Here is a 19,129-nt window from a genome sequence, read left to right on the forward strand (position 1 = left end):
GTCCCCGCTAGCTGAGCCCGGCTTTCGCGATGTACTGCGTCAGCGGGCCGTCCTCCAGCTTGCCCTTGCGCTGGGCCTTGAACACGTCCTTGACCAGGTGGAAGACCTCCTCCCTCGCCTCGGCCTCCGCACCGCGCATCGCCGCCCTGGCGGCCTCCCTGACTCTCTCGTGAGCCTTGTCCGCGAGGCCCTGCTCGATCCCGCCCGCGGCCTGCTGCTTGTAGACCGCCTTGTCGAGGCCTTCGAGCCACCTGTTCCAGCCGCCCGGAGGGATGTACTCGGAGGCCTCGCTGGCGTAGGGCTCGTCGTCCTCGTCGGAGTCCGTGTCGTCCGCGCCGGGCGTCTCCGCCTCGACCAGGGACGACGGCTCGGGGCTCGCGGTGGCGGACGGCGGCGCCGGGTCCGGATCCGCCGTCACCACGGCCGCGGGGGTGGGTGTGGGGCGGGGCTCCTCGCCTCCGCTGTTGAACATCGTCACCGCGAGCGCCCCCACCGCGATCAGCACCACCCCGGCCAGCGCCTGCAGCGCCAGCTTCCTGCCCTCCGAGGCGGGCCGGGCTTCCGTGCCGGTGCCGGTGCCGGCGAGCATCGTGCCCGTCACGGGGACCGCGGGGCCGCCACGCAGATCCGTCGTCACGGCCGGGTCATGGGGCGGCAGGACGGCCGGGTCGTGGGCGGGCAGCACGGCCGTCGGGTTCGGCACGGCCAGCGGGGCGGGATTCGGCGCCGTCTGGGCCGCCTGGGGGAATGCGAAGGCGGCGAAGGCCTGCCGTACCTGCTCGGCGGAGGCCGGCCGGTCGGCGGGGTTCTTGGCCAGCATGGACATCACCAGCCGGTCGAGGGGGGCGGGCACGTCGGGACGCACCTGGCCGGGCGGCACGGGCGCCTCGAAGACGTGCTTGCGCATGAGGTCGGCCGCGCCGCCGGAGAACGGCGGCTGGCCGCAGAGCAGCTCGTAGGCGACGCAACCGAGGGCGTACAGGTCGGAGGCGGCGGTGCCGGCCTCGCCGTTGATCTGCTCGGGCGCGAGGTAGGCGGCCGTGCCGACCACGGTGCCCACCGTCGTCAGCCTGGAGGCCTCGCTGGCCACCTGCGCGATGCCGAAGTCAACAATTTTGAGGGTGCCGTCCGCCGTGCGGTGCAGGTTCGCCGGCTTGACGTCGCGGTGGACCACCCCCGCCCGGTGCGCCGCGTCCAGACCGGCGGCCGCCTGGCTCATCAGCCGGCACACCTCGGGGATGGTGTACCGGTGACCGTCCTCAAGCTCCTCGGCCAGGCTGCGGCCCGTCAGCAGCTCCATCACCAGGTAGGGGCGCCCGTCCTGCTCACCGGTGTCGAACACGGTGACCACGTTGGTGTGCACGATCTGGGCGGCGGCGCGAGCCTCGCGAGCGAACCGCTCGCGGGCCGCGGGCTGCGTCACCTGCGGCGCGAGGATCTTGACCGCGACGCCCCTGCCGGTCCGCGGGTCGAGTCCCCGCCAGACCTCGCCCATACCGCCGCGCCCGATCTGCTCGTCCAGCTGGTAGCGCCCGTCCAGCATTTCCGGCATATTTCCCGCCAATGGCTCAGATGTCTCGTATTCCGAGCCAACCTATATGGTGACGACCCCGGCGAGTGGGTTGATCGTCGGCGCCCGATTCCGCAGCCCACCCACCTCGCGAGCTTTACCAGGTCTTTCGGTCGCGCGGCCTACGATCCCGGCATGATGTCACCCTTCAAGCGCTACCTCGCGGAAGAGATCGCACTCGATCACGCCGAAGGGCTCATCCCGCGCCGGGAGGCCCTGCGGCGGCTCGGCCTCCTCGGGATCGGCCTGTCGGCGGCCACCGCGCTGCTGGCCGCGTGCGGCGCGGGCGACCAGGTGGCCGCGACCGCCACGCCCGCGCCGAGCCCGCCCGCCGGCGCGTCCCCCTCCCCCGCCGGGCCTTCACCGCTGCCGGTGGAGGCCGTCACCTTCCCGGGACCCGAGGGCGTGACCCTGCAGGGCGCCTGGGCGCAGGCCCGGCAGCCCAAGGGCGCGGTGCTGGTCATCCACGAGAACCGCGGGCTCACCGACCACATCCGTTCGGTCGCGGGACGGCTGGCGGCCAGCGGCTACTCCGCGCTCGCGCTCGACCTGCTGTCGCGCGAAGGCGGCACGGCGTCGTTCAGCGACACCGCGCAGGTCACGGCCAAGCTGGGCGAGATCCCGCCCGAGCGGTTCGTCGCCGACATGAAGGCGGCGCTGACGGAGCTGTCCAAGCGGGAGGAGGGCGCCAAGCTCGGCATGGTGGGCTTCTGCTTCGGCGGCGGCATGACCTGGCTGCTGCTGGCCGGCAAGGAGCCGCGGCTGTCGGCGGCCGTGCCGTTCTACGGCCCGCTTCCCGAGGGCGCCGACTTCACCGGCGACCGGGCGGCCGTCCTCGCGATCTACGCCGAGCAGGACGCCCGGGTGAACGCCACCCGTGACGCCGCGCGGGCCGCGCTGGAGAAGGCGGGCCTCGAGTACGAGATCGTCACCTGTCCCGGCGTCGGCCACGCCTTCTTCAACGACACGGGCCCGCGATACGACGCGCAGGCCGCGAACCAGGCCTACCAGCGGATGATCGGCTGGTTCGGCACCCACCTGGCCTGAGCCCAGCCGTTGTCGATCTCGACGGAAGTACCGCCACTCGGCCCATGCCCACGGCGCTTCCGAGCCGACCGCGCCCGGGGTCGGGCGCGGTCAGCACTGGGCGGCTCAGTCGTTGAGGTGCTGGCGCAGGTAGGACTCGACCTGGTCGAGCGCGATGCGCTGCTGCCCCATCGAGTCGCGCTCGCGGATGGTCACGGCCTGGTCCTCGAGGGTGTCGAAGTCGACCGTGATGCAGAACGGCGTGCCGATCTCGTCCTGGCGACGGTAGCGGCGGCCGATCGCGCCCGCGTCGTCGAACTCGACGTTCCAGCGCTTGCGCAGCTGGGCGGCCAGGTCCTTGGCCTTGGGCGACAGGTCGGCGTTGCGCGACAGCGGCAGCACCGCGACCTTGACCGGCGCCAGCCGGTGGTCGAGGCGCAGCACCGTGCGCTTCTCCAGCACGCCCTTGGCGTTGGGCGCCTCGTCCTCGGTGTAGGCGTCGAGCAGGAACGTCAGCGTGGCCCGGTCGACACCGGCGGCCGGCTCGATGACGTAGGGCACGTAGCGCTCGCCCGTGTCCTGCTCGAAGAACGACAGGTCGACGCCGGAGGCCTTGGAGTGGGCGTTGAGGTCGAAGTCGGTGCGGTTGGCGATGCCCTCGAGCTCACCCCACTCGGAGCCGGCGAAGTTGAAGCGGTACTCCACGTCGACGGTGCGCTTGGAGTAGTGCGACAGCTTCTCCCGCGGGTGCTCGTAGAGCCGCAGGTTGTCCTTGTTGATGCCGAGGTCGGAGTACCAGCGGTAGCGCTCGTCGATCCAGTACTGGTGCCACTCCTCGTCGGTGCCCGGCTTGACGAAGAACTCCATCTCCATCTGCTCGAACTCGCGGGTGCGGAAGATGAAGTTGCCCGGCGTGATCTCGTTGCGGAACGACTTGCCGATCTGGCCGATGCCGAAGGGGATCTTCTTGCGCGCCGACTGCTGGACGTTGGCGTAGTTGATGAAGATGCCCTGGGCGGTCTCGGGGCGCAGGTAGGCCAGGCCCGACTCGTCCTCGACCGGGCCGAGGTAGGTCTTCAGCAGGCCGCTGAACTGGCGCGGCTCGGTGAAGGCGCCCTTGTTGCCGCAGTTGGGGCAGGTGATGTCGGCCAGGCCGTGCTCGGGCGACCTGCCGTGCTTGTCCTCGTAGGACTCGACGAGGTGGTCGGCGCGGAAGCGCTTGTGGCAGGACTGGCATTCGGTCAGCGGGTCGGTGAAGGTCTCGACGTGGCCGCTGGCCTGCCACACCTCGGGGGCCAGGATGACGCAGGAGTCGAGGCCGACCACGTCTTCGCGGGCCTGGACCATCGACAGCCACCACTGCCGCTTGACGTTGTTCTTCAGCTCCACGCCCAGCGGACCGTAGTCCCACGACGCGCGCAGGCCTCCGTAGATCTCGCTCGACGGGTAGACGAGCCCCCGTCGCTTGGCGAGGCTGACGATCGTATCCATGACGTCGGTCCGGCGTGCCATTGGCTGAATCTCTTTCCGGCTGGAGGTCGGCGAGTAGGAATGATGAGATCCCAGCTTAGGGGACATCCGGCCGCCCCCGCGCGCGACTAATCGTCGCGGCCGGAAAGGTAGACGTCCTCGAAGGCGCTGGGCTCGTTGACCATGAGGATCATCAGGGGGTACATCGCCATTCTGGCCGCCGAGAGCGCGCGGCGGTAGAAGCCCGCGCCCTCCCACTCGCTGACCAGCGCCCACAGGTTGGGCTCGTCGACCGAACGGCACAGGCGGCCGCGCAGGTAGCCCGGCTGCTCGGCGAGCACGTCGATGATCTCCTGGCCTTGCTTGAGGAACTCTTGGGAGCGCGCCTCGGGGACGGTGTAGCGAATCAGAGCGAGCACGCGTTCCAGGATGTCAGACAAGAGGGGTGTCCCGATGTGCGCTCTTCAGGATCCGCCCTTCCGCTCGCGCCCGGCGGGGCGGACAGCAGGCGGTCAAGGGCCGGTACCGGAGAGGGGTCCTGTGGCGATCCTTCAGGCACGGGCGGGTCGCGCGCTAGGCTCGGGAGGTGGCCAGTCGAAAGCCTCTCCCGCCCGGCGAGCAGTTCTTCACGCCCGGCGCCACGGGCCTGCGCAAGGCGGTCGAACAGCGCAGCGCCGTCCCCATCACCTTCCTGTTCACGCAGGTACCGCGATGGGTGGCACCGGCCGTCCTGGTGATCCTGCTGCTTGCCGGCTTCGCGCTCGACAGCTGGCTCGGCGGGCTCGCGGTGCTGCCCGTGGTCGCCTTCGTCGGATGGCTGGCCTACCTGTCGTGGCCCTCCCTCGGCACCGGCGGCAAGCTGCTGCGCGTGACGATGCTGACCTTCCTCGTCCTGGTGGCGGCCGACAGGTTCGGTGCCTTCTAGTTCTTCCGGACGATCATCCGGATCCGCCTCTGGCGTGACGTGAGCTGTGGCCGGGGTGACATACGGTCCGGAGTCATGCGTCGTTTCCTGGTCGGTGCCGTGCTCGTCCTGTGCGCCACGGGCGCCGGGTGCCTGTCCGGCACCAGCGCGCTGGAGCTGCCCGCGCTGACCGCGGGCGCGCTGGCCGAGCGCTACACCGCCAACAGCGCGGTCGCCGGTCCGGGACGGCAGCTCATGGCGTACGACAAGGTGGGCGACGGGCGGGTGATCGAGGTGGTCGGGGATCTGGCCAAGGCCCGCACGGTGATCGTCTACGTGCCCGGCACCGGGTTCGGCCTGCGCGACTTCGACGGCTCCTCGGTCTCACCCGGCGGCGCGGCCAAGGCGCTGCACGCCAGGGCCGCCCAGCTGCGGCCGGGCCATGAGGTGGCCGTCATCGGCTGGCTCGGCTACGACGCGCCCGAGATGACCGACTGGGACGTGATCACCACGCTGCCGGCCGCCAAGGGCGCCAAGGCGCTGCGCGAGCTGGTCACCGCCCTGGAAGGCAAGGACCGGGTGAGCCTGGTCTGCCACAGCTACGGCACGGTCGTGTGCGGGCAGGCGGCGCCTGGGCTGCCGGTCGCCGACATCGTGGCGCTGGGCAGCCCCGGCATGGGCGTCTCGACCAGCGCCGAACTCCGCACGCCCGCCCGGGTGTGGGCGACCCTGTCCAGGAAGGACGACGTGTTCAGGGCAGGAGTACGGCTCGGCCCGGTCGGCTTCGGCGCCGACCCCGTCACCGGCGGCTTCGGCGCCCGGGTCTTCGACGGGGGCGACGGCGGCCACAACGACTACCTGCGTCCCGGCAGCGCCACCCTCGACACGGTCACCTCCATCGCCCTCACCGGGGCCCCTGGCTGATCAGGCGGGCAGGTCGAGCAGTTCGACCGGCTCGCCGTCCCATCCCGGCGGGATGACGGCCAAGGCGTCGGCGAGCGCGGCGCCCCAGAGCGAGCCGGGCCGGTCGTGCCCCACGGGCCCGGCGCCCGCGCCGGACCTGCGCACCGGCACCAGCCGCGTGTCGCGGTGATGGGCCAGGCCGCGCGGGCCGCCCCGGCGATCCTTCACCGACGTCTCCGCCAGCGTCACGCGCTCGCCCGGCTCGTAGCGCTCGCCGCGGAGCAGAGGGACCAGCAACGTCAACGCCGCCGCCAGGGCCGCGAACGGGTTGCCCGGCAGGCCGACGACCAGCCGTCCGCCGGGCAGGCGCGCCAGGAGCTGCGGATGGCCCGGCCGTACGGCGACCCCGTCGACCAGCACCTCGGCGCCCAGCTCGGCCAGCACGCCGCGCAGGTGGTCGGCGGGACCCTTCGAGGAGGCCCCGCACACCACGACCACCTCGGCCGACCGCACCCCTTCCTCCCCCGCCGAACGCGTCTCTCCCTCCCCTGGAGGACACGCATCCCCCGCACCGGCCGACGGCACGTCCCCCGCCCCCGGTAGGCACGCGCCCCCTGCTCCGGCCGACGGCACGTCCCCCTCCCCCCGCGGACACGCACCCTCTACTCCCTCCGATGACACGTCTTCCTCCCCCAGCCGACACGCGCCCCCTGCTCCGGCCGATGACACGTCTTCCTCCCCCGGCCGACACGCGCCCTCTGCTCCGGCCGATGACACGTCTTCCTTCCCTGGCGGGCGGGCCTCTCCGGCCTCACCTGGGCGTGTGCCTTCCGGCGTTCGGGCGCGGAGGGCGGCGTGGAGGGGGGCGGCGCCGTCCGGCAGCCTGAGGGTGGGCCCCAGCGTGCCGCTCGCCCATGCGACCAGCCCGGGCAGGAACGGCCCGATGGCGTCACGCACCCGCCCGGGCCCGGGCAGTCCCGCCTCGACCACCTCGTCCCCCGTCACCAGCACCGCCACCTGGGGCCGGCGGTGAACGGCGAGCACGTCGTGGCCGAGCGCGGCGGCCAGCCCGAGCACGGCGGGAGTCACCGTGGTCCCCGCGGCCAGCACGACCTCGCCCAGCCCGACGTCCTCCCCACGCCTGCGGATGTGCCGCCCTTCCTCGACGACCCCGCGGACCAGCCGCTCCCCACCCGGCAGCGCCCCGGCCAGCGGCCTCCCTTCCCGGTGCGCGTTGTCTCCGGACACCCCGCCGACCCGCACCTCCTCAGAAGCACCGTGGTCGACCACCTCGCCGACCCGCACCTCCTCGGAGACACCGCCGTCGGCCGCCCCATCGGCCCGGCGGTCTCCGGGTATGTGGTCGCCGACCGTCGCGGCCTCGTACGGCAGGACCGCCGTCGCCCCCTCCGGCACCGGAGCGCCCGTGGCGATCTCCACCGCGTACCCCGGCTTCAGCACCTCGCCGTGCGCGTGCCCGCCGGCCAGCACCCGGCCGACGACCCGCCAGGGTCCTTCGCCCGCGACCGCGTAGCCGTCCATGGCCGACACGTCGGTCCCGGGCACCGCGACGAGCGCCCGCAGCGGACGGGCGAGCCGGCAGCCGTGCGCCGCGGCCAGCGGCACCTCCGCCTCCGGCCATGGTGGCGCGGCGCGCAGCGCGACGGCGCGGGCCTGCGACCAGTTCACACTTCCACTGTGCCCATCGCGACCGGCCGGGTGGAGAGGTACGTACGTGCTCACGAGACGAACCTTGCCATGGACCCGGGCCGGTCCCGCCGGCCGGGGAGTCCGGCCGCCTGGAAGAAGAAGCCACGCTCGCGGGTTTCCGCAGAGGCGCCCCGATGAACGTCCGCGCCACAGGGCCCGGCACCCCGAAGGGATTTTGACAACCATTTTCATTCTGGTTCATACTGGGTGGTGTGATGCCCCTTAAGACCCGTTTCCTCACCTTGATCTCCGGCGGGATGCTGCTGGCCGCCACCGCCGCCTGCGGAGCGGGCGCCGCCGAGACCGAGCCCGTGGCCGCCGTCGAGGCCGGCGGCAAGGCGAAGGTCGTGGCCAGCTTCTACCCCCTGCAGTGGCTGACCGAGCAGGTCGCCGGTCCGGACGCGACCGTCGCGACGCTGACCGCGCCCGGGGTCGAGCCGCACGACCTGGAGCTGACGCCGCAGCAGGTCGCCGAGATCGGCGGGGCCACGCTCACCGCCTACGTCAAGGGCCTGCAGCCCGCGGTGGACGAGGCGGTCGAGCAGAACGGGGCCGGCAAGGAGTTCGACGCGGCCGCCGCCGTACGGACCCTGCCGGCGAAGGAGGAGGCGGCCGAGGGCGCCGAGGGGCACGACCACGAGCACGAGATCTCCTACGACCCGCACCTGTGGCTCGACCCCAGCACGTTCGCGGGCGTGGCGACCAAGCTCGGCGAGCGGCTGGCCGCCGCCGACCCCGCGCACGCGCAGGCCTTCAAGGACCGCGCGGCCAAGACGGCCGCCGCCCTCACCGCGCTCGACCAGGAGTTCGCCAAGGGCCTGTCGACCTGCTCGGCCAGGTCGATCGTGACCGCGCACGAGGCCTTCGGCTACCTGGCCGACCGCTACCAGCTCAAGCAGGTCGGCCTGACCCTCGACCCCGAGTCCGAGCCGTCCCCCGCCCGCCTCGCGGAGGTGGCCAAGGTCGCCAAGGCCGAGAAGGTCACTACCATCTTCACCGAGGCCCTCGTCAGCCCCAAGGTCGCCGAGGTCCTCGCTCATGAGGTGGGGGCGAAGACCGCGGTGCTCGACCCCCTGGAGAGCGCGCCGTCCAGCGGCGACTACCTGACGGCCATGCGCCAGAACCTCTCGACCCTGCGAACCGCACTGGGATGCACAGCGTGACAGCAGTCTTCGACATGACCGGCGGCCAGGTGACCCTGGACCGCCGGTCCGTGCTTCGCGGCGTCGATCTGACCATCGGCTCCGGCGAGGTCGTCGCCATCATGGGAGCCAACGGATCGGGCAAGTCCACCCTGGTCAAGGCCCTGCTCGGGCTCATCCCCCTGTCCGGGGGCCAGACCCTCCTGTACGGCAGGCCGCCCGCGCGCTTCCGCGAGTGGTGGCGCGTCGGCTACGTCCCGCAGCGGCTGCAGGTGGGCGGCGGCGTGCCGGCGACGGTCCGCGAGGTCGTCGCCTCGGGCAGGATCGCCCGCCAGCGTCGCCTGCGCCCCACCGACGCGGCCGACAGGCTCGCCGTCGAGCGGGCGCTGGAGTCGGTGTCGCTGGCCGATCGGGCGGGCGACTCGGTCCAGCAGCTGTCCGGCGGCCAGCAGCAGCGGGTGCTCATCGCCCGCGCCCTGGCCGGCGAGCCCGACCTGTACGTCATGGACGAGCCCAACGCCGGCGTCGACGCCGAGAGCCAGCGCCTGCTCGCCGGCACCCTCACCACGCTGGTGGCCCGCGGCAAGACGATCGTGCTGGTCATGCACGAGCTCGGCCCGCTCGAGCCGCTCATCACCCGCGGCGTGGTGGTCCGCGACGGCGTGATCGCCCACGACGGCGTGCCGCCGCAGCCGGAGGGCGACTGCGCCAAGCCGGGGCACGAGCACGTCCACCCGCACGCCGAGGAGCCCGTCACCGGGCCGCTGGCGGGATGGCGGGCAGAGGCATGATCGAGCTGCTCCAGCTTCCCTTCATGCAGCGGGCGGTGGCCGCCGCGCTGCTGGTCGGGCTCTGCGCGCCGCTGGTCGGCACCTTCATCGTGCAGCGCCGCCTGGCCCTGCTCGGCGACGGCATCGGCCACGTGGCGCTCACCGGCGTCGCGCTCGGCTTCCTCACCGGCGCCGCGCCCGTGCTGACCGCCGTCGCGGTGTCGGTCGTCGGCGCGGTGGCCATCGAGCTGGTGCGGGCGCGCGGCCGTACCAGCGGTGACGTGGCGCTGGCGCTGCTGTTCTACGGCGGCATCGCGGGCGGGGTGATGCTGATCTCCATCGCGCCCGGCGGCAGCAACGCCAAGCTGACCTCGTACCTGTTCGGCGCCATCGCCAGCGTGACCGCCCAGGACCTGTGGGTGATCGGCGCGCTGGCCGTCGCCGTGATCGCGGTGGTGGCCGTCTTCGGCAGGGAGCTGTTCGTGCTCTGCCAGGACGAGGAGGTGGCCAAGGCCAGCGGGCTGCCGGTGCGGTTCCTGAGCCTGCTCATCGCCGTCACCGCCGCGCTCACCGTCGTGATCGCCATGCGTGTCGTGGGACTGCTGCTGGTCAGCGCGCTCATGGTGATCCCCGTGGCCACGAGCCAGCAGTTCACCAGGGGCTTCCGGGCCACCATGCTGCTGTCGATGGCCTTCGGCGTCCTCGCGGCCGTCGGCGGGCTGCTGGGTTCCACCTTCTCCGCCAAGGTGCCGCCGGGCGCCGCCATCGTTCTTCTCGCTCTCGCCGGCTTCGTGCTGGCCCTGGTGGTCGGTAGATTCGTACGGCGAGGCCGAACCCAGGAGAGCAATCCATGACCACTCGTCGCGATGCCGTTCATGACACCCTTCGCAGGAGCGAAGGTTTCCGCAGCGCGCAGGACGTCTACGCCGAGATGCGCTCCGACGGCGCCAAGATCGGCCTGACCACGGTCTACCGGGCGCTTCAGGCCCTGGCTGACGGCGGCAAGGTCGACGTGCTGCGCACCGACGACGGTGAGTCGGTCTACCGCGCCTGCGCCAGCGGCGACCACCACCACCATCTGGTCTGCCGCCGCTGTGGCCGCACGGTCGAGGTGGCCGGGCCCGACGTCGAGCGCTGGGCCGAGTCCGTCGGCGCCGAACACGGGTTCACCGAGGTCACCCACACCGTCGAGGTCTTCGGCACCTGCGCCGCCTGCTCGGCCGCCGCGCGCGCCTCCTGACACCTGGACGTGCCAGAGGGCACGAAACGGGTATGTGCACCGCAGGAAGGCCCCCGGCACTCCGCGTGGGAGATACGCTGTGCCCCCACGCTGGAGTAGGCCACGACAGGAGCTGACATGCCGTTTGGCCATGACATGGTGTATTCGCTCGCCACGGCCGTCGACCTGGTGAACACCTCACCGTCGACGGGTGGCGACGAACGGCTCGGCGATCTCGACGACCTGGCCGAGTTCGTCAGGGTGCGCCAGGTCAGCGGCATCCAGACCCTCACCCCACGCGACCTGGGGCAGGTCAGGATGCTGCGCGAGGATCTTCACCGCGTCTTCAACGCACCCGATCAGGCCACCGCGCTGCGGCTGCTCAACACGCTGCTGACGGACACGCGCATCACCCCGAGGCTGACCGAGCACGACGGTCACCCGGTCCACATGCACTACTTCGCGCCCGACGCCTCGCTGGCCGAGCACTTGGCGGCCGACTGCGGGATCGCGCTCGCGCACCTGCTGGTCGAGGGCGAGTGGGAGCGGCTGCGCACCTGCTCGGCGCCCGACTGCGACCACGTCTTCGTGGACGAGTCGCGCAACAGGTCACGCGTCTACTGCGACAGCCGTACCTGTGGCAACCGCATGCATGTCGCCGCATACCGGGCGCGGCGGCGGGCATGATGATCCGGTGACCACCGACGAGGTCAGAGACCAGGTCCCGCTGACCAATCTCGACCAACCGCTGTTCGACGACGCGGGCGTGACCAAGCGTGACCTGGTCGACTACCTCGACATGATGCGTGACCGCATCCTGCCGGCGCTGCGCGCGCGGCCCCTGTCGGTGGTGCGGGTACGCCAGGGCCAGGCGCCCTTCATGCAGAAGAACGTGCCGTCCTACGCGCCCTCCTGGATCCGTACGGTCACCCTGTGGGCCGAGACGTCCCGCAGGGAGGTCTCCTACGCCCTGTGCGACGACCGCAGGACCCTGCTGTGGTTCGCCAACCAGCGCGCGGTGGAGTACCACCCGACGCTGGTGACCGCCGCCGGCTGGGAGCATCCCACCCACCTGGTCCTCGACCTCGACCCGCCGGCCGGCGACGACTTCCCGATGGTGGTGCGCGCCGCCGGGCTGATCCGCCAGGCACTGGCCGACGCCGGCCTGGCGGGCGCCGTCAAGACCAGCGGCGCGAAGGGGCTGCACGTCTTCGTCCCGCTGCGGGAGGGCCTGGCGATGGCCGACGTCGCCGCCGCCACCAGGGCTCTGGCCGCGCGGGCCGAGCGGATCGACCCCGGCCTCGCCACCACGGCCTTCATCAGGGAGGACCGGGAGGGCAAGGTGTTCCTCGACTCGACCAGGGCGGGCGGGGCGACGGTGGTGGCCGCCTACAGCCCGCGCGTGCGCCCCGGCGCGCCCGTGTCGTTCCCCGTGGCGTGGGACGACCTCGACCGGGTCGCACCCGCCGACTTCACCGTCCGCACCGCCGCCGGGCTGCTGGGCACCGGCGACCCCTGGGCCGAGCTCATGCCGCTGCCGCAGGACCTGCCCGCCGACCTCGTCGAGGAGGGACACACCATCCCCGTCGCCAGGGTGCAGGCCATGCACGAGGGCAAGCGCAGGGCCCGCGCCCGCCGGGGCTGACGGGCACCGCCTCAGCCCGCCACGGTGTGCGCGGGCGTGTCGAACGGGTCGTGCTCGGGCACCGCGTCGACGCTGCGGAGCGGGCGCAGGTGCTCGACCCTAGCGCCTCGGCGGCTCCACCTGGTTGGGTACGGCTCCGCCGTACCGCCGGTCGCGCTTGGCGTAGATCTCGCACGCCTCCCACAGGTCACGGCGGTCGAAGTCGGGCCAGAGCCGGTTGAGGAAGACCATCTCGGCGTAGGCCGACTGCCACAGCAGGAAGTTGGAGAAGCGCTGCTCGCCCGAGGAGCGGACGAACAGGTCGACCTCGGGGATGTCCGGCTCGTCGAGGTAGCGGGCGAACACCTTCTCGCTCACCCGGCCCGGCTTGACCCGGCCCGCCGCGATGTCCTGGGCCAGCTTGACCGCGGCGTCGACGATCTCGGCCTGCCCGCCGTAGTTGACGCAGAACTGCAGCGTGAGCGTGCGGTTGTTCCTGGTCATCTCCTCGGCGTCCTGCAGTTCGGCGATGACGCTCTTCCACAGCCGGCCCGGCCGGCCGGCCCAGCGCACCCGCACGCCCATCGCGTGGAGCTCGTCGCGGCGGCGGCGGATCACGTCGCGGTTGAAGCCCATGAGGAAGCGGACCTCGTCGGGCGAGCGCTTCCAGTTCTCCGTGGAGAAGGCGTAGGCGCTGAGGTACGGGATGCCCAGCTCGAGCGCGCCCTCGATGACGTCGAACAGCGAGGCCTCGCCGGCCTTGTGCCCTTCCGTCCGCGGCAGGCCGCGCTGCTTGGCCCACCGGCCGTTGCCGTCCATGACGATGGCGACGTGCTTCGGCACCAGGTCCCGCGGGATCGGCGGGGGCACCGCACCCGACGGGTGCGGTGCAGGGGGACGGACGTTCACCGGGCTGGCTCCCTTTCTACGTGGCGGAGAGAACGAATGCCGTGTTCGAGATGCCACTGCAGGTAGGCGGCCACCAGCCCGCTGCACTCGGAGCGGTGGCGCGCCTCGGAGGCGTCGGCCGTGTCCCAGTCGCCGCGCAGCAGCGCCGTCATCAGGGTGAGGGTCTCTCCCGCGGGTACGGCGGCGCCGGCGGGACGGCACGACCCGCACACCGCGCCGCCGGCCACGATGGCGAACGCCCGCACCGACTCGCCGCCGCACCTGGCGCACTCCCGCAGCGCGGGCGCGTAACCGGCGACCGCGAGCGAGCGCAGGAAGTAGGCGTCGAGCACCAGCCTGGGCTCGTGGCTGCCGTCGGCCAGCGTGCGCAGCCCGCCGACCAGCAGCAGGAACTGCCTGAGCGCGGGCTCCTTCTCGCCCTGGGTGAGCCGGTCGGCCGTCTCCAGCATGGCGCTGCCGGCCGTGTAGCGGGGGTAGTCGTGGGCCAGCGCCTCGCCGTACGGATGGATGGTCTCCGCCTGCGTGATCACGTCGAGCGTGCGACCCACGTGCAGTTGGAGATCGACATGTGTGAAAGGCTCGAGGCGCGCGCCGAACCTGGAGGTGGTGCGGCGCACGCCCTTGGCGACGCCGCGCACCTTGCCCGTGCGCTTGGTGAGGAGGGTGACGATCCTGTCGGCTTCGCCCAGCTTCTGGGTCCGCAGGACGACGCCCTCGTCTCGGTAGAGACTCACTGGTCCAGTCTAGGGTGACCTTGGGGTGGACCGGCTTTACCCGAGTCTCACTAGACTTTGACACCTGCCCCTGTTTTACCTGTTGTTCTACCCCCCGCAACTGCCTCGAAAGGGTGACATGACCCGCGTGGTCCTGCTGGGCTCTTCGCCCGGCCCCGACACCGCTCCGACCGGCCTGAGGCTGGCCGCCCTCCCCGGCTCGCCCACCGTCGGCGAGCGACTGCGCGCCCAGGCGCTCTCGCTCGACCCGCAGCCGCTTCTCGTCCAGCGCGCCGATCTCGCCACCGCCCTGCGCGCCATCGCCCAGATCGCCGAGTCGGCCGAGGAGAACCTCCTCCTCCTGCCCGAGAACTCGGTCATCCACGACGAGCTGATCTACCAGATCACCAAGGCCAAGCGCGGCGCCATCACGCTCGTGGCCAAGGAGCCGCGCGCGGAGGACGAGAACGGCGAGCGGATCGCCTACGACGTGCCCATCGAGGAGGCGGCGCCCGAGATCGGCGGCAACAGCCTCGAAGGGCTCATGGTCCGCACCCGTGTGGGCAAGTCGCGCGTCATCTCGGTCGGCACCGCCCACCACGCCGTCACCCGGCCCAACGCGATCCTGCTCGGCCCGCTCCACCTCACCGCGCGCAACCTGCCCGTGCTCGCCGAGGCCTGCCGCGAGCTGGCCGACCTGGCCCACCTGTTCGGCCCCGAGGACGACCTGGCCCAGCTGATCATCTTCGGCCTGGTCCGCAAGGGCGTCTCCGTCGGCATCCGTGGCCGCCGCGACCTGTTCTTCCGCCGCATCACCACCCAGGCCGAGGCCAACGAGGCCGCCACCGAGATGTCCGGCATGGACGAGGACCGTGCCAGGCTCAACAACGCGGTCAAGGGCGCCGACGGCTTCTTCACCACCTACTTCGTCAGCACCTACTCCCGCTTCATCGCCCGCTGGGCGGCGCGGCGCGGGCTGACGCCCAACCAGGTCACGCTGATCTCCATCTTCCTCGGCGTGGCCGCCGCTCTCTGCTTCGCCACCGGCCAGCGGCTCGGCATGGTCGCCGGCGGCGTGCTGATCTACTTCGCGTTCGTCTTCGACTGCGTCGACGGCCAGGTCGCCCGCTACGCCCGCAAGTTCGGCGTGCTCGGCGCCTGGCTCGACGCGACGTTCGACAGGTTCAAGGAGTACGTCGTCTTCGCCGGCCTGGCCGTCGGCTACGTCGTCGCCGGGCACAGCGACGACATCTGGATCCTGGCGCTGGCCGCGATCTCCCTGCAGTCGGTCAAGCACCTGCTCGACTTCTCCTTCGGCGCGGCCAACCGGCGCAAGGCGCCGTCCCCGCTGCCCACCACCCCGATGACCGCGCCCGACGACCGCGACCTGCGCAAGGCGCTGGAGCGGCGCAAGGTCGAGCGCAGCACCGGCATCCGCGGCGTGCTCAAGATGTGGACCAAGGCGGGCAAGTTCCGCTTCGTCTACTGGGCACGCAAGATGGTCGTGTTCCCCATCGGCGAGCGGTTCGCGGCCATCGCGATCACCGCCGCCCTCTTCGACGCCCGGGTCACCTTCATCACCCTGCTGATCTGGGGAAGCGTCGCCTCCGCCTACACCGTCACTGGACGCGTCATGAGGTCTCTCGCATGATCACGCAGCCGCAGACCACCGCCACCTCCGCTCCCGACCCCGACGAGGAACGGCGCCGCATCCAGACCGCCAGGCTCCTGGCCTACCGCGATGACGGTCCGCTGGTCCACGCCCTCGCCTCGCGCCTGGGCAAGGGCCTGCCCCCGGTCCCCACGCTGCTGGTCGCGCTCCTGGCGACGATCGGCCTGGCCGTCGCGGGCCTGTCGCCGCTCATCTCCGTCGCCGTCATGATCGTGCTCGTGCTGCCCACGGGGGCGCGCGACCACCTCGGCCGCCTCGACTGGCTCGTGCCGCCGCTGCTGCGCGGCACCGAGTTCCTCGTCGTCATCCTGGTCGGCCTGGCCTACGACGCGCCCAAGTGGCTGCTGTTCGTGCTGCTGTACGTGGTCGGCTACCACACCTACGACACCGTCTACCGCACCAGGCAGAGCATCTGGCCGCCCACGTGGGTCTTCATGGCCGGTCTCGGCTGGGAGGTCCGCCTGCTGATCATCGCGGCGGGCGCGGCCCTGGGCGCGCTGACCCCGGTGCTGTACGTGCTGACGGCCTACCTGTTCGTGCTGTTCGCGGTGGAGAGCGTGACGAGCTGGGTACGGCTCGACAAGGCCTCGGCGCAGGCCAGCGCCGACGCCGAGCAGGACCTGGAGGCCTCGCCCGAAGAGGCGCTGGAGCAGGCCACCGGCGAGGCCGAGAAGGCCTGACACCGGGGCTCCGGAGAGAGTCCCTGTCAGGTTTCCCAGTCCGGGGCCGCGTGAACGAACGCGGCCCCGGCTGCGTGAACGGGGTTTAGATCTCCTCGGGATGCCGGACGCCGGGGTCCTTTTACGTGCGGCGAGCGGCATTCCTACCATCGCGGGGACGGGGGCGCGCCCTGCCTGCGCCGAGCCGCTGGCTGTACAGGACAGGCTGTATACAGGGGGACGTGGAACTGGATCGGTTGGATCGGGACATCATCGGGGCGCTGGTCGACGATGCCCGAGCGACATATGCACAAATCGGACAGCGCATCGGCCTGTCGGCGTCGGCGGTGAAGCGCAGGGTGGACCGGCTGCGCGACGCGGGCGCGATCACCGGGTTCAGCGCCCGCATCGCCCCGCAGGCGCTCGGCTGGACCACCGAGGCCTACGTGGAGCTGTTCTGCCAGGGCAAGACCTCCCCCGCCGCGATCGGCCTGGCGATCGCCCGCCACCCCGAGGTGGTCTCGGCCTGCACGATCACCGGCGAGGCCGACGCGCTGCTGCACATCAGGGCCACTGACGTGCGGCACGTGGAGCGGGTGATCGAGCGGATCGCGGCCGAGCCGTTCGTCGTGCGGACCAAGAGCTCGATCGTGCTGTCGCGGCTGGTGGACGAGGCGCAACGGATCGGCGCCGGAATGCCACAAGACGCAACAGACCCGCCCCAACACGCAATATCGGGCGCTTGGCCTGCGTAAACACTGTTCCTAGGCTGCTGCCGTCCCCCTCGACGAGTTGGAGCCGCAGCATGCCCAAGCACTTCCTGATGTGCCGACCTGACTTCTTCGCGGTGGAGTACGCGATCAATCCGTGGATGGATCCGGACGCGGGTGCCGACCGCGCCGTCGCCATCAGGCAATGGGAGGGGTTGAAGGCGGCCTACGAGGAGCTCGGTCACCGGGTCAGCCTGATCGACCCGATCGACGGCCTGCCCGACATGGTGTTCGCCGCCAACGGCGCGCTCGTGGCGGGCGGCAGGGTCTACGGTGCCCGCTTCGCCTTCCCGGAGCGGGCCGCCGAGGGCCCGGCCTACCTCAGCTGGTTCGCCGAGCGTGGCTACCCGACCTACGAGCCTGCCCACGTGAACGAGGGCGAGGGCGACTTCCTCGCCATGGACGAGGTGATCCTGGCGGGCACCGGCTTCCGCACCTCGCGCGAGGCGCACAGCGAGGCGCAGGAGTTCCTGGGCCGCCCCGTCGTCTCGCTCCAGCTGGTCGACCCGCGCTTCTACCACCTCGACACCGCGCTGTTCCCGCTGCACGGGCGGAATATCGCCTACTACCCCGGAGCGTTCTCCGAGGGGAGCCGGCGCGTCCTGCGGCGGATGTTCCCGGACGCGGTGATCGCGGGTGCCGACGACGCCGAGGTGCTCGGTCTCAACGCCGTCAGCGACGGCACCAACGTCGTGATCAATGTGGAGGCGCACGACCTCCAGCTGGACCTCAAGCGGCGTGGATACGAGGTGATCCCCGTCGACCTCAGCGAGCTGCGCAAGGCAGGCGGCGGTCCCAAGTGCTGCACACTGGAAATCAGGGGGGAGAACTGACAATGACCACCAGTGCGGAACACATCGAGGTAAGCGAGCGCCGCAGCGCGCACAACTACCACCCGCTGCCCGTCGTGATCCACGAGGCGCACGGCGCCTGGGTGACCGACGTCGAAGGCAAGCGCTACCTGGACTTCCTGTCCGGCTATTCGAGCCTCAACTTCGGCCACGGCAACCCGAAGATCATCGAGGCGGCGCAGGAGCAGCTCAGGAACCTCACCCTGACCAGCAGGGCGTTCTACCACGACCAGTTCGCCACGTTCTGCGCCGGTCTCGGCGACCTGACCGGCAAGGACATGGTCCTGCCGATGAACACCGGCGCCGAGGCCGTCGAGACCGCGATCAAGGTGGCCCGCAAGTGGGGCTACAAGGTCAAGGGGGTGGCGCGGGACCAGGCCAACATCATCGTGATGGAGGACAACTTCCACGGCCGCACCACCACGATCGTCAGCTTCTCCACCGACGACGACGCACACGCGGACTTCGGCCCGTACACCCCCGGCTTCAAGATCGTGAAGTACGGCTCGGCCGAGGCGATCCGCGAGGCGATCGACGCCCACACGGTGGCGGTGCTGGTCGAGCCGATCCAGGGCGAGGCGGGCGTGCTCGTGCCGCCGGACGGCTACCTGACCCAGGTGCGCGAGCTGTGCACGGAGCACAACATCCTGATGATCGCCGACGAGATCCAGTCGGGTCTCGGCCGGACGGGCACGACCTTCGCCTGTGACCACGAGGGCGTCGTGCCCGACATCTACGTGCTCGGCAAGGCCCTCGGCGGCGGTGTGGTCCCCGTCTCGGCCATCGCGGCCGACGAGAACGTGCTCGGGGTCATCCAGCCCGGGCAGCACGGCTCCACGTTCGGCGGGAACCCGCTGGCCTGCGCGGTCGCCAACGCGGTGATCGAGCTGCTCAACACCGGCGAGTTCCAGGCCAGGGCGGCCAGGCTGGGCGAGATCCTGCACGGTCGCCTGCGCGAGCTGATCGGCAACGGCGTGGTGACCGTGCGCGGGCGCGGGCTGTGGGCGGGCGTCGACATCGACCCCTCGCTCGCCACGGGCCGCGCGGTGTCCAAGGCGCTGCTGGAGCGCGGCATCCTGGCCAAGGACACCCACGGCTCCACGATCAGGCTCGCCCCGCCGATCGTGATCTCCGAGGAGGACCTGCACCACGCCGTCGACCAGCTGGCCGACGCGATCGCCGCGCTCAGGTAGCCACCCCCGGTACGGCTCGCGCCC

Annotated in this window: 20 protein-coding genes; 14 read left to right on the forward strand and 6 right to left on the reverse strand. The window is 71.6% G+C overall.

The features are described 5' to 3' along the window. Positions 1-7: 7 nt before the first annotated feature. Positions 8-1,552, reverse strand: a complete 1,545-nt coding sequence (locus ABZX22_RS06370; RefSeq protein ID WP_354906538.1) for a protein kinase — start codon at positions 1,550-1,552, stop codon at positions 8-10. Positions 1,553-1,705: 153 nt separating this feature from the next. Here ABZX22_RS06370 and ABZX22_RS06375 point away from each other — a divergent pair, with 153 nt between their 5' ends. Further along, the gene (locus tag ABZX22_RS06375) at positions 1,706-2,617 is read left to right on the forward strand and encodes a dienelactone hydrolase family protein (protein ID WP_354906539.1); all 912 of its coding nucleotides are present in this window, start codon (positions 1,706-1,708) and stop codon (positions 2,615-2,617) included. A gap of 105 nt (positions 2,618-2,722) precedes the next feature. Here ABZX22_RS06375 and ABZX22_RS06380 read toward each other — a convergent pair whose 3' ends face one another. Together ABZX22_RS06380 and ABZX22_RS06385 are read right to left on the reverse strand one after the other, a co-directional pair. Further along, positions 2,723-4,108: a glycine--tRNA ligase gene (locus ABZX22_RS06380; RefSeq protein ID WP_354906540.1), complete on the reverse strand. Its 1,386-nt coding sequence runs from the start codon at positions 4,106-4,108 to the stop codon at positions 2,723-2,725. Between the two features lie 86 nt (positions 4,109-4,194). Further along, positions 4,195-4,485, reverse strand: coding sequence for an antibiotic biosynthesis monooxygenase family protein (locus ABZX22_RS06385; protein ID WP_354906541.1), 291 nt, complete (start codon positions 4,483-4,485; stop codon positions 4,195-4,197). Positions 4,486-4,652: 167 nt separating this feature from the next. Between ABZX22_RS06385 and ABZX22_RS06390 the strand changes: the two genes are divergently transcribed. Beyond that, the gene (locus ABZX22_RS06390; RefSeq protein ID WP_354906542.1) at positions 4,653-4,991 is read left to right on the forward strand and encodes a DUF6703 family protein; all 339 of its coding nucleotides are present in this window, start codon (positions 4,653-4,655) and stop codon (positions 4,989-4,991) included. Positions 4,992-5,066: 75 nt separating this feature from the next. Continuing rightward, positions 5,067-5,894, forward strand: coding sequence for an alpha/beta hydrolase (locus tag ABZX22_RS06395; RefSeq protein WP_354906543.1), 828 nt, complete (start codon positions 5,067-5,069; stop codon positions 5,892-5,894). Here ABZX22_RS06395 and ABZX22_RS06400 read toward each other — a convergent pair whose 3' ends face one another. After that, positions 5,895-7,775, reverse strand: coding sequence for a molybdopterin-binding protein (locus ABZX22_RS06400; RefSeq protein ID WP_354906544.1), 1,881 nt, complete (start codon positions 7,773-7,775; stop codon positions 5,895-5,897). 23 nt (positions 7,776-7,798) lie between these two features. On the opposite strand from ABZX22_RS06400, the gene ABZX22_RS06405 reads away from it, so the two are divergent. The 6 genes from ABZX22_RS06405 (at position 7,799) to ligD (ending at position 12,359) form a co-directional block, all read left to right on the forward strand. Next, positions 7,799-8,746 (forward strand): metal ABC transporter substrate-binding protein, encoded by a 948-nt coding sequence (locus tag ABZX22_RS06405; protein WP_354906839.1) that lies wholly within the window; start codon positions 7,799-7,801, stop codon positions 8,744-8,746. After that, complete coding sequence (locus tag ABZX22_RS06410) at positions 8,734-9,516, forward strand: metal ABC transporter ATP-binding protein (RefSeq protein WP_354906545.1); 783 nt, start codon at positions 8,734-8,736, stop codon at positions 9,514-9,516. Before ABZX22_RS06405 ends, ABZX22_RS06410 begins: the two co-directional genes overlap by 13 nt. Beyond that, entirely contained in the window at positions 9,513-10,349 is an 837-nt protein-coding gene (locus ABZX22_RS06415) for a metal ABC transporter permease (protein ID WP_354906546.1), read from the forward strand. The genes ABZX22_RS06410 and ABZX22_RS06415 overlap by 4 nt, the downstream gene beginning before the upstream one ends. Next, complete coding sequence (locus tag ABZX22_RS06420; RefSeq protein ID WP_354906547.1) at positions 10,346-10,735, forward strand: transcriptional repressor; 390 nt, start codon at positions 10,346-10,348, stop codon at positions 10,733-10,735. The genes ABZX22_RS06415 and ABZX22_RS06420 overlap by 4 nt, the downstream gene beginning before the upstream one ends. Before the next feature lie 117 nt (positions 10,736-10,852). Next, complete coding sequence (locus tag ABZX22_RS06425; protein ID WP_354906548.1) at positions 10,853-11,401, forward strand: CGNR zinc finger domain-containing protein; 549 nt, start codon at positions 10,853-10,855, stop codon at positions 11,399-11,401. A 7-nt stretch (positions 11,402-11,408) separates the two neighbouring features. Then, positions 11,409-12,359: a non-homologous end-joining DNA ligase gene (gene ligD / locus ABZX22_RS06430; protein ID WP_354906549.1), complete on the forward strand. Its 951-nt coding sequence runs from the start codon at positions 11,409-11,411 to the stop codon at positions 12,357-12,359. 99 nt (positions 12,360-12,458) lie between these two features. Here ligD and ABZX22_RS06435 read toward each other — a convergent pair whose 3' ends face one another. Then, complete coding sequence (locus tag ABZX22_RS06435) at positions 12,459-13,247, reverse strand: isoprenyl transferase (RefSeq protein ID WP_354906550.1); 789 nt, start codon at positions 13,245-13,247, stop codon at positions 12,459-12,461. Next, a complete protein-coding gene (gene recO / locus ABZX22_RS06440; RefSeq protein ID WP_354906551.1) occupies positions 13,244-13,981 on the reverse strand; it encodes a DNA repair protein RecO in 738 nt (245 codons plus the stop codon). The genes ABZX22_RS06435 and recO overlap by 4 nt, the downstream gene beginning before the upstream one ends. 118 nt (positions 13,982-14,099) lie before the next feature. Here recO and ABZX22_RS06445 point away from each other — a divergent pair, with 118 nt between their 5' ends. The 5 genes from ABZX22_RS06445 to rocD all read left to right on the forward strand — a co-directional run bounded on the left by ABZX22_RS06445 (position 14,100) and on the right by rocD (position 19,105). Continuing rightward, complete coding sequence (locus ABZX22_RS06445) at positions 14,100-15,611, forward strand: CDP-alcohol phosphatidyltransferase family protein (protein ID WP_354906552.1); 1,512 nt, start codon at positions 14,100-14,102, stop codon at positions 15,609-15,611. Beyond that, positions 15,608-16,312, forward strand: a complete 705-nt coding sequence (locus tag ABZX22_RS06450; RefSeq protein ID WP_354906553.1) for a DUF5941 domain-containing protein — start codon at positions 15,608-15,610, stop codon at positions 16,310-16,312. The genes ABZX22_RS06445 and ABZX22_RS06450 overlap by 4 nt, the downstream gene beginning before the upstream one ends. Positions 16,313-16,533: 221 nt before the next feature. Beyond that, complete coding sequence (locus ABZX22_RS06455) at positions 16,534-17,046, forward strand: Lrp/AsnC family transcriptional regulator (protein WP_354906554.1); 513 nt, start codon at positions 16,534-16,536, stop codon at positions 17,044-17,046. 50 nt (positions 17,047-17,096) lie between these two features. After that, positions 17,097-17,894 (forward strand): dimethylargininase, encoded by a 798-nt coding sequence (gene ddaH, locus ABZX22_RS06460; RefSeq protein WP_354906555.1) that lies wholly within the window; start codon positions 17,097-17,099, stop codon positions 17,892-17,894. Positions 17,895-17,896: 2 nt separating this feature from the next. Beyond that, entirely contained in the window at positions 17,897-19,105 is a 1,209-nt protein-coding gene (gene rocD, locus ABZX22_RS06465) for an ornithine--oxo-acid transaminase (protein ID WP_354906556.1), read from the forward strand. The last annotated feature ends 24 nt before the right edge of the window (positions 19,106-19,129 follow it).

Origin of the sequence: Nonomuraea sp. NPDC003804 (genome assembly GCF_040610675.1) — a bacterium.
In the GTDB taxonomy this organism is placed as follows: domain Bacteria; phylum Actinomycetota; class Actinomycetes; order Streptosporangiales; family Streptosporangiaceae; genus Nonomuraea.